The sequence below is a fragment of the Luteitalea sp. genome, from assembly GCF_044337415.1.
Lineage (GTDB): Bacteria > Acidobacteriota > Vicinamibacteria > Vicinamibacterales > Vicinamibacteraceae > Luteitalea.
Map to the genome: position 1 here is coordinate 1 of NZ_JBIINP010000150.1, position 10,309 is coordinate 10,309.

Annotated in this window: 6 protein-coding genes and 1 pseudogene; 2 read left to right on the forward strand and 5 right to left on the reverse strand. The window is 71.9% G+C overall.

Annotated elements, in window-relative coordinates; all coding sequences use genetic code 11:
- The 4 genes and pseudogenes from ACIRDX_RS16960 to ACIRDX_RS16975 form a co-directional block, all read right to left on the reverse strand.
- Positions 1-266 (reverse strand): annotated as a pseudogene (locus ACIRDX_RS16960) (hypothetical protein); the annotation flags it as partial.
- 127 nt (positions 267-393) lie between these two features.
- The gene (locus ACIRDX_RS16965) at positions 394-981 is read right to left on the reverse strand and encodes a CHRD domain-containing protein (RefSeq protein ID WP_396626623.1); all 588 of its coding nucleotides are present in this window, start codon (positions 979-981) and stop codon (positions 394-396) included.
- Between the two features lie 95 nt (positions 982-1,076).
- Entirely contained in the window at positions 1,077-4,232 is a 3,156-nt protein-coding gene (locus ACIRDX_RS16970; RefSeq protein ID WP_396626628.1) for an ATP-binding protein, read from the reverse strand.
- A 73-nt stretch (positions 4,233-4,305) separates the two neighbouring features.
- Complete coding sequence (locus tag ACIRDX_RS16975) at positions 4,306-6,951, reverse strand: response regulator (RefSeq protein ID WP_396626624.1); 2,646 nt, start codon at positions 6,949-6,951, stop codon at positions 4,306-4,308.
- A 149-nt stretch (positions 6,952-7,100) separates the two neighbouring features.
- Between ACIRDX_RS16975 and ACIRDX_RS16980 the strand changes: the two genes are divergently transcribed.
- Together ACIRDX_RS16980 and ACIRDX_RS16985 are read left to right on the forward strand one after the other, a co-directional pair.
- Positions 7,101-8,789: a hypothetical protein gene (locus tag ACIRDX_RS16980; protein ID WP_396626625.1), complete on the forward strand. Its 1,689-nt coding sequence runs from the start codon at positions 7,101-7,103 to the stop codon at positions 8,787-8,789.
- Positions 8,786-9,661: a hypothetical protein gene (locus tag ACIRDX_RS16985; RefSeq protein WP_396626626.1), complete on the forward strand. Its 876-nt coding sequence runs from the start codon at positions 8,786-8,788 to the stop codon at positions 9,659-9,661. Before ACIRDX_RS16980 ends, ACIRDX_RS16985 begins: the two co-directional genes overlap by 4 nt.
- A 36-nt stretch (positions 9,662-9,697) precedes the next feature.
- On the opposite strand, the gene ACIRDX_RS16990 is transcribed toward ACIRDX_RS16985, so the two are convergent.
- A partial coding sequence (locus ACIRDX_RS16990; RefSeq protein ID WP_396626627.1) for a sugar phosphate isomerase/epimerase family protein occupies positions 9,698-10,309 on the reverse strand: 612 nt, incomplete at its 5' end.

The window sequence follows — 10,309 nt, forward strand, 5'->3', positions numbered from 1 at the left end:
GTGTTCTCGAAGAGCCACACGCCGTTGGACGGCTTGTCGGGGCACGAGACGAGCAGATCGACGTCGCCATCGGCGTCGACATCCCACGGCATGGGCCACGCCCACAGACCGACGCCCAGGTCGACGACGAGCGCGGGGTCGTTGTACGAGAGCGGCGCCAGGGCGTCAGGGGGCTGGGCGCCGGCCGGTTGTCGCGCCGTGATCCTGGTCGAGGCGATACCCGCGCTCGCGAGGACGAGCAGCAGGAGGACCGGCGGCAGGCGCATGCGCGACAGGGTACGGCATCTCGTCCCGGTCCGCGCCGATGGTCGTGCCGACCACCGACGCAGAAAGGGCCGGACGACTCGCGGTCGCCCGGCCCTCGGTCCTGCACGTGTCGTGAAGCGCGTCTGCCTAGCTGCGGCGGCGGCGCACCAGCAGGCCGGCCAGCGCCGTGCCGAGCAGCGCCATGGTGCCAGGCTCGGGCACGAACGCGCGGATCTCACCGCCGCGGAAGGTGGAGGTGTGGATGTTGAAATACGCCTGGCCGCTCTCGAGGTTGTTGAGCAACCGTGTCTCGGCGGCGGCCGTGGTCCCGCCGCTGCTCGTGATGAACGCGGCGTTCCAGCTGCTGGCATCGGCAAGGTTCAGCGTGGTCTTGAACTTGCCGCTGGTCACGTTCGTGGGAAACCCCACGAAGGTCGGCACCTGCGTCGCCACACCCGCCGTGCCCGTCAACGGCAGGGCCGTGCAGCAGTGGATGTGCGCAACCGTCGTCAGGCCGGACAACCCGGAAAACCTCGCCGCGATCGAGAGTGTCTTGAGGGTCGAGTCGTACTCGTACCGCACTGAGCCGTCACCGGTGGCGCCCACGGCTTCGGCCTGGAACTTGCCGGTCATGGTGATCGGGGCGGCCTCGGTCGGCGCCGAGGCGGCGAGCGTGGTCAGGGCGATGGTGGCCGCGCCAAGGGCACGCGGGAGGGACAGGGACAGCAAACGCATGGAGGACCTCCGGGAAGCGTCGCGAAAGACGCTTCGGTCGGCAAAAGTGTGGCAGGGCAGCCGGACTGGAGGACGCTGCGCCACGGCCGAAGGATTCAGGCGCGACTATCGAAGGGTGGTTCTGCGTCGTGCCGCCCGTCGGCCGGCAGCGACAGCGTCACCCGCAGGCCGCCCCCGGGCGCCGCGTCCGCCGTCAGGCGCCCGCGGTGGGCGTCGGCGATGGACCGGCAGATGGCCAGTCCCATGCCCATGCCTTCGGGCTTGGTGGTCACGAACGGTTCGAACAGCTTGTCGGCGATCTCCGGCGACAGGCCCGGTCCACTGTCGGTCACAGCCAGGTCGACGCGATCGCCCTGCTGCCGGGTGGTGACGTTGACCTGCCGCGGCGCGTCCTGCGAGGCCATCGCCTCACACGCGTTCATCAGCAGGTTCACCACGACCTGGCCCAACTGGACGCGTCGCCCGCGCACCATGCCGAGGTCGTTGGACAGCACCAGTTCGACCCGAATGCGGTGGTCCTCCAGTTCGCGACGCACCAGGGGCAACATCTCGCGCACCAGGGCGGACATGTCGATGGGGCGGTCATCGGGCGTGCCTGAACGCAGGAACTCGCGCAGGCCCGTGATCACCTCCGAGGCGCGCAGGCCCTGCGCGACGATGTCCTGGAGCATCTCGCGGACATCCGGGTCGGGCGCTGGGCCCGCAGCCACCACGTGCTGCGCTGCCTCGGCGTTGGCCACGATGGCGGTCAGCGGCTGCTTCACCTCGTGCGCGAGGCTGGCGGCGAGTTCGCCGGCGAGGGCCACCCGCGACACGTGCTCCAGTTGCCGCCGCAGGTCGGCGGCCTGCTCGTCCGCGCGTCGTCGATCCTCGAAGATCTTGACGCGCTCGGCATGGCGCCGCTCCAGCGCGCCGACGCGTTGCCGGTACAGGCCGAACGCCAGCAGCGCGACCAGGGCGAGCCCGGCCAGGCGCGCCGTGCGTGTCTGCCACCAGGCCGGCAGGATCGCGAGTTCCAGCGCGGCGGGTGCCACGTTCCACACGCCGTCCTCGTTGCGCGCCTGGAGCAGGAAGCGGTGGCGGCCGGGGCCGGACGGCGTGAAGGTGGCGAACCGCTGGGGCCCCACGTCCACCCAGTCCCTGTCGATGCCCTCGATGCGGAAGCGGTAGCGCATGCGCTCGGGATAGAGCAACGCCGCGGCGCTGAAGTTCAGGCGGACCCGCGCCGTGCCCGGCGGGATCTCCACGACCGGGCCGATCGGCAGTTCACGTTCGTCGGCCAGCACGCTGTCGATGCGGATGAGCGGTGCGACGGGATTGAACGGGAAGCCTGCCGCGTCGATGCGCACCACGCCGTCGATCGTGCCGACCCACACGCGGCCGCGCGTGTCCACGGCGCCGGCCGGGAGCCCGAAGTTGGCCTCGGGTACGCCCCGCTCGGCACCGAACACCACGGGGGCCAGGGCGCGCTGCGGGCTGGCGATGAACGCCTCGACGGCGCGTCGCTCCACCACCGCCATACCACGGTTGGTCGCCATCCATACCCGGCCGCGCCCATCGTCGAGCAGCCGGCTGATGCCGTTGTCGGGCAGGCCCGCCGCCGTGGTGATCCGCGTGACGATGCCGCCGTGCAGCACGCCGAGGCCACCGCCATAGGTGGCGATCCACACATCGCCCGCCGCCGTGATCAGCAGATCCCGCACGGCCCCACGCGGCACGCCGTGTGTCTGGTCGAAGGTGCGCACGGTGGTGCCGCGCACCTCGTGGATCGTCGCCGAGCCGCCGACCCACAGGGCGCCGTCGGGCGCCAGCGCCGCGCTGATCAGCGGGGCCGGCAGCGTGTGCCGTTCGAGGACGCGATCGCCCGACACGCGGCGCACGTCGCCGCCCCGCGAGATCACCCACAGGGTGCCGTCGGGCCGTGCGAGCACGGGGCCCGTGTCGGCCGGCAGGGAGACGGGCATCGGCGTGATGCGTGTCGGGGCACGTTCCACGCGGAACAGGTGCGCCTCCCAGCGCAGCCACAGTCGTCCCCCGGGGGCCGGGGCGAAGGCGTGCTCGCACCCACCGGGGTTGCTCTGCGTCGTGAAGCCGCTGTGGTAGACGTGCTCGACGCCGCCTGCGTCGTCGATGTGGAAGATGCCGTTGCAGATGCTCGACACCCACGCGCCTCCCGTGTCGTCAGGCACGACGGCGGCCACGGCGCCGATGCCGGACTGCTCGCCGAAGCGCTGCGTGGCGTGGCGATCGGCGCGGTAGAGTCCGCGACCGTTCGTGCCAATCCACAGGCTGCCCTCGCTGTCCACGGCCAGGGCGCGGATGACGAGTCCCGGTGCCAGGCCAAGAGGCAGGTCCTCGCGGTGCCAGGTGCCGTCGGGGTGCGCGGTGAGTTGTGACACGACCCCATCGCCGGAGACCCAGGCCTGGGCCTCGCTGACCGGCAGGACGACGCTCACGCCGGCCGTGAGGGCCGGCCGCACGTCCAGCGTGTCGAGACGGCCGCCGCTCAGTCGTGCCAGCCGATCGTCGAACCCGACCCAGATGTCGTCGCCCGGCCCCGCGCTGACACCCCGACCCTTGGCCGGCAGTGGCACAGGCGTGCCCGCACTGGCCGAGACCTCGGTCAGGACAGTCTCGAAGGAAGCCCAGACGCGGCCGCTCCTGGTGCTCGTAAGGAAGTTGAGGCCGCCCGAGCCGCCGGGCGGCGCCTGCATCTCCAGCCGCCAGGGGCGCGTGCCGTCGCTCGCCCAGACCGTGCCGTTGGCCGCCTGTGCGTAGAACCCGCTGCGGCCGCGCACCAGGCTGATCACCGTCTGCATCGCCGGGGCTGGCGACAGCAGGGGCGTGACCCGGCCCCGTTCGAGTCGGCCGAGGTGGCCGTCCTGCGTGACGAACCACAGGGCGTCCGCTCCGGCCGGCACGAGGGCGGTGACGCGGTTGGAGGCGAGGCCCGGGCTGTTGGCGATGTCGACGACGGTGAAGCCGACGCCGTCGAACCGCACGAGGCCGCCGAAGGTGGCCAGCCACAACTCGCCGTTGGGCAGGGCGACGATGTCGTTGATGGTGTTCTGCGGGAGCCCTTCGGCCGTGGTCCAGTGGGCGACGCGGACGTCGCCGCGCGTGTGACTGTCGGCGCTCGCCCGTGGCCCCAGGACGAGCAGCCATGTCGCGACCACCGCCCAGGCCAGGTGGCGCGGCCAGCGGGGCGGCGCGGGGCGCCCGGCGATCGAGGCGTCGGTGGGGACGAGCATGGACACGGGGCGACCTGCACCGGAATGGTAGAGGAGGCCGGCCCGGCGCGTCAGCTGACCTTAAGGCAGCCCCTCAGGCGCCAGCGGCGATGCTCGCCGGGCACCAGCGATCGACCGCCTTGGCGACGGCCTGCGGGGAGACCGGCTTCGACATGTAGTCACTCATGCCGGCCTGCAGGCACCGGTCGCGGTCGCCCTGCATCGCGTGCGCGGTCATGGCCACCACGGGGACGGTGCGGTTCAGGCCCGGGACCTCGCGCCGGCGCAGCTCGCGCGTGGCGGCGAATCCATCGAGTTCCGGCATCTGCACATCCATGAACACCAGGTCGAATCGTTCCCGCTCGAGCGCCTCGAGGGCCTGCACGCCGTTGTCGACGACGAGCGGGTCGATGCCCAGCTTGCGCAGGATGCCGATCGCGACGCGCTGGTTCACCGGGTTGTCCTCCGCCACGAGCACCCGGAGGAGGCGGCGATGCAGCGAGGGCACGATGGTCGGTGCCGCCGGCCCCGCGGCGACGGCGACGGGCACGGCCGCCGTGGAGGCGGTGGTGGCACAGGCGTGGTCGAGCGCCTTGGCGAGTTCGGCGCGGCGTGGGGGCTTGGTCAGGTCGGCGACGAAGCCGGCGGCCTGGCTCTGCGCGTCGAGGCCGGTGCGACTCACCGGATGCATGGAGACGAGGCGGACGTCGCGCAGGTGCGGCGCGCTGCGCACGGCCGTCGCCAGCGCGAAGCCGTCCATCCCCGGCATCCGCAGGTCGACCAGGGCGATGCGGACGGCGGTGGCCGACTGGCAGTCACGCTGGAGGATGTCGAGCGCCTCCTCGCCGGTCGTCGCCACCAGGGGGATGGCGCCCCAGCCGCGCAGCGTCGTGGCCAGGACCTCGGCGCTGGCGCGGTTGTCGTCGACCACCAGCACGGGAACCTCGCGCAACAGGGACCTTGGCCGGATGACCGCCTCGCCGCCGCCACGCACCTGCACGCGGACGGTGAACCAGAACTCGGACCCGAGACCGGGTTCGCTGCGCACGCCGACGTGGCCGCCCATCAGCTCGGCGAGTTGGCGCGCGATGGCCAGCCCGAGTCCCGTGCCGCCGTAGCGGCGCGTCGTGGACCCATCGGCCTGTGTGAACTTGTCGAACACCGCGTCCAGCTTGTCGGCGGGGATGCCGATGCCCGTGTCGCGCACCGTCACCTGCAGCAACGCGAAGTCGGTGGAGCGTTCGGCGACCTCGACGCCGAGCGTCACCTCGCCCGCGTCGGTGAACTTCACCGCATTGCCGACCAGGTTGGTGACGATCTGCTTGATGCGGCCGGGGTCACCCCGCAGGGCCAGTGGCACGTCGTCGGCTATCCGGGCGACCAGCTCGAGGCCCTTCTGGTGCGCGCGGAGCGCCAGCGAGGCGGCGAGGTCTTCCAGCGTGTCGGCCAGATCGAAATCGATGGCCTCGATGTCGAGCTTGCCCGCCTCGATCTTCGACACGTCGAGGATGTCGTTGATCACCGAGAGCAGCGACTCGCCGCTGGCCGCGATCGTCTCGGCGTGGCGTCGCTGCTCGGGGGCGAGGGCGGTGTCGAGCAGCAGCGTGGTCATGCCGAGGACGCCGTTGATGGGCGTCCGGATCTCGTGACTCATGTTCGCCAGGAACTCGCTCTTGGCGATGCTGGCCGCCTCGGCCCGCGCGGCGAGCTCGAGCGCCCGGGCTTCCGCGGCCATGAGCTGCAGGTTGGCCTCGCAGAGGCGGTCGTGTGCCTCCCGACGGTCCGTGATGTCGTGGTGCGTACCGGCCATCAGGCGGGGCCGGCCGTCGGCCGTCCACTCGAGCACCGTGCCGCGGTCGTGCACCCAGACCCAGTGTCCGTCCTTGTGCCGCATCCGGATATCGGCCTCGTACGCAGGGGAGAGCCCGGAGAAGTGCGCGTCGAGGGACTTGCCCGACACCAGCAGGTCATCGGGATGTGCCAGGCGCGTCCACGTCTCGATGGTGATGGGCTCGAGTTCCGCCACGGTGTACCCGGCCATCGTCGCCCAGCGTTCGTTGATGTGGCAGTGGCCCGTGGTGACGTCCCACTCCCACGTGGCGGCCTGCTCGGCCGCGATGATGTTCTCCAGGCGGCGCGTTCCAGCCAGGATCGCCTGCTCGGCGGCCTTCTGGCTCGTGATGTCCTGGAAGGCGCCGGTCACGCGGAGGACGCGCCCGGCGCGCGACTCCGGGACGCCGGTCGCCCGCACCCAGATGCGCCGCTGCCGCGCCGTGACCAGCGGCAACTGGAGGTCGAAGGGGGTGCCCTCGTCCACGGCGGCCCGCACGGCGGCATCGATGAGCGGGCGCGCCTCGGGCGCGTAGAACTCGATGGCGTGGGCGACGTTGGGCTGGTAGTCGATCGGCACCTCGTGGATGCGGCAGGTCTGCGCCGTCCAGCGCAGCACCATCGGCTCGATCTCGAGCTCCCAGCCACCGACGCCGGCGACCTGGCCCGTGCGGTCGAGCAGGTCCTCGCCCTTGCGGAGGCTGGTGATGGCGTCCTCGAGCTCGGCCTGCTTGGTGGTCAGCTCCCGGGTGCGGCGCTCCACCTCGTCCTGCAGCGACAGGGCCCGCTCGAAGAGGGTGTAGCCGTCGCCGCTCCAGTCGGTGGCCTGCTCGACGCGCCGCGCCAGCACGTCGACCACCCGGCGAAGGCGGGCGACTTCGAGTTCCAGCTCGCGTTCCCTGGTCGTCACGCTCGTGTCTCCTTGGCCAGCCCCAGCCGCATGCGGGACGGACCACGGGGGCACGGCAACCGTGCGGTTCCCACGGTCGGACAATCGGCACGGTGCCCTGTCTCTGTAGTTCGATAGCCGGTCGCCGGGCGTATGCTGACGAACGACCCATGACGCCACAGCTCACGGCGGCGGCGTACGTCGCGCTCGCGGACGACCTCGTCCTCGCCCACCGCGACGGCGACCCGGATGCCCTCGCCCGGCTGGTCGGGCACGATGGCCGCGCGCGTTCGCAGGACGACGTGCGAGCCGAGGCGTGGCGTCGCGTGTACGCCCTGAGGCAGCGCAGCAACCGTGGGGGCACCCGTGACCTGCTGCTCGACGAGGCCAGGCTGTGGGTGGCGCAGGATGCCGGCTACGGCAGCTGGGCGGCGCTGCTCGCGGCCATCGAGGACGGCACGCCGCCCATCCCGACCCATGGCATCGACCCGGGGTCGGGCGCGCTCGTCATCCGTCGGCCGCCGTCGCCAGCCGACTGGGACGCGATCGTCGCCCTGATGCGCGAGCAGCGCATCACCGCGCTCGAGGCCAACGGGGCGATGACCGAGGCTGCACTGGCCCTGATGACCACGCTCGAGCACGTGACGTCGCTGTCGCTCGGCGGATCGCGGGGCCTGTCGGACGCCGGGCTCCGACTGCTGGCGCGCATGCCGCAGCTCGAGCGGCTCAATCTCAGCGAGTACCCCGGCGGCGCCTGGACCGACGACGGCCTGCGCGTGCTCGGCGAGCTCCCGGCCCTCCGGCACTTCGAGATGACGTGGCAGGCGGGTGTCACCGACGCCTCGCTCGCCTCGCTCGCCGCCTGCGACCGGCTCGAGCACGTCAACGTGATGGGCACGCCGACGGGCGACGGCCTCATCGCCGCGCTCGCGGGCAAGGCGTCGCTGCGATCGCTGAGCACCGGCCGTCTCGTGACCGACGCAGGCCTGGTGCGCCTGCACGACATTCCGGGACTGGCGTCTGCGCCCTCGGCTCCCGACCAGGGCGCGCGGCTGCTGATCGACGGGCCGTTCTCCAACGCCGGCCTCGCCTCGCTCGCCGGCCTCGACGGCGTGCGCGAGCTCGACATGTTCTGGCACGTGTCGGCGATCACCACCGATGCCTTCGCGGCGCTCGGCTCGCTTCCGCACCTCGAGGTCCTGGGCGCCGATGGCCATCTCAGCGACGACGTCGCGATGGGCCACTTTGCGTCGTTGCCACGCCTGCGGCGCCTGCGCGCCCAGGGCACGCACGCCACCGATGCCGGCTTCGAGGCGCTCGCCCGATCGCGGTCGCTGGAGTCGCTGTGGGGCCGCGAGTGCCCACACCTCACCGGCCGCGGCTTCCGCGCGCTCGGCACGATGGCGACACTGCGTGGCCTCGGCGTCAGTTGCAAGCAGGTCGACGAGGCGTCGCTGGCCATGCTGCCGTCATTCCCGGCGCTGGCCGAGCTCACGCCGATCGACGTCACCGACGAGGGCTTCCGCCATGTGGGCCGCTGCGCAGGCCTGACGCGGCTGACCTGCATGTACTGTCGCGACACGACCGACGCCGCGACCCGCTATGTGAGGGAACTGCCGCTCACGTACTACTACGCCGGGCTCACGCAGATCACCGACCGGAGCCTCGAGGACCTCGCCACGATGCCGACGCTCGAGCAGGTCGACCTGTACGAGTGCCAGCGGGTGACCGACGCGGGCGTCGCGCACCTGGCGCGCCTGCCGCGCCTGGCGGAGGTCAACCTCGACGGGCTGCCGGGCGTGACGCTGGCGGGCACGCGCGTGTTCCCATCGTCTGTGCGCGTGAGGTACAGCGCGTGAGACCCGGGCGCGTCGTGCACGCTTGCCTGCTCGCGCTGGCCATGTCGCCTGGCGTCGCCGCCGCCCAGGCCACCGGTCCGCTCAACACCCTCACCCTGCCGCGCGCACCGGTCGCGACCGTCGAGGTGCGCCCGGTGCTGCCGGCGTGGGTGGCCCTGCCGCCGACGGCGCGCATTCTCACGAGTGAGGGACTGGAGATGCGGCCGCTGCGCAACGCGGCGGTCACCTGGGAGAACGCGAAGGTCGGTGTGCTCGTGGGGGCGCTGACCAACGCGGGCGGCTGTGCCCGAGACGTCCGCGTTTTCCTGCAGTACGTCGACGACGGCTGGAAGCCGCTCGACGCCCCGCTCGAGAGCGAGGCGCGCGTCAGCACGGTCGAGCCTGGCGCCCTGCTGCCGTATCGGTTCAGGCTCAAGCGTGTCGACGACTTCGAGGTGCCGCCCTCGGGCTACATCCTGCAGGTCGCCGAGGGCGACCGTCCCGTGGCTGGCCCGATCGCCTGGGTGTCTGCATCGACGCGTCGGGGGGCCATCGAGCCGTGCCCGACTGCTGCCGCGTCGTTCACGTCGACGATCACCAGGTCGCGGGCCACGCTCTCGGGCTACCGCGTCGAGGGTTCGCTCGCGGTCACGAGCGGCGGGACGACGCGTCCTGATGCGATTGCCGTCACCGCGCTGCTGCGTGACGAGGCGGGGGACGTGCTCGAGGTGCTGACCGGCGTGCCGGCCGTGAAGGACGCCGCTGCCGGAGTGGGGCCGGGTGTGCGTGCGCCCTTCACGCTCTCGACGCCGATTCCGCTCGGCAAGGCCGTCACCGACGTCCTTGTGTTCGTCGAGTCGCTCGACGCGCCCCGGCCGGCGTCGGTGAAGTAGGCGGCGCGGCCTCACGCGGGGCCGCGCCAGCCCCTGTCAGCCCACCACCGGCGTCGGCGTCGTGAGGGCCGCGAGCACCTCGTCGTAGAGATACTTCGCGCCGGCGACGCCGTCGTGCGGGCCCTGCTCGTACTCGAGCGCGAAGGTGCCCCGGAAGCCCGCGGCGAGCATGATCCGCACGGAGCGCTGCACGTTGTTGCGATCGCCCCAGCGGTCCCAGTACTTCGCGTGCACGTTGCTGCTCGCGTAGGGCGCCAGGGCCTTCAATCCGTTCACGAGGTGGTACTCGTGCTCCCAGTTGCCGAAGTCGGGAGACGCCTCGCAGTAGGGGTGGTTGACCTCGTCGATGATGGTGCGGATGTTCATCGGGTCGGCGGCCAGGCCCCAGTGGTTCTCGATCGTCACCTTGATGCCGAGCTTGCCGCCGAAGTCCGCCATCTCGCGGTGCGACTCGATGGCCGCCTCGAGCAGCGGGATCAGGTCGATGTTGCGCGGGTAGCCGTCGCCAGGACCGCGCGGCACCGCATTGGGCCGGATGCTCGGCCCGAGCGCCTGCGGCGAGTTCATGCGCATCGACTTCACGCCCAGCACCTGGCAGCCTTCGAGCCAGCGCTTCGCGAGTTCGACACCGGCCTTGCGGCGTGCGTC

Bases quoted from the DNA above. Each gene is read 5' to 3' on its own strand.
- ACIRDX_RS16970 (WP_396626628.1), bottom strand. From the start codon at position 4,232: ATGCTCGTCCCCACCGACGCCTCGATCGCCGGGCGCCCCGCGCCGCCC.
- ACIRDX_RS16980 (WP_396626625.1), top strand. From the start codon at position 7,101: ATGACGCCACAGCTCACGGCGGCGGCGTACGTCGCGCTCGCGGACGAC.
- ACIRDX_RS16965 (WP_396626623.1), bottom strand. From the start codon at position 981: ATGCGTTTGCTGTCCCTGTCCCTCCCGCGTGCCCTTGGCGCGGCCACC.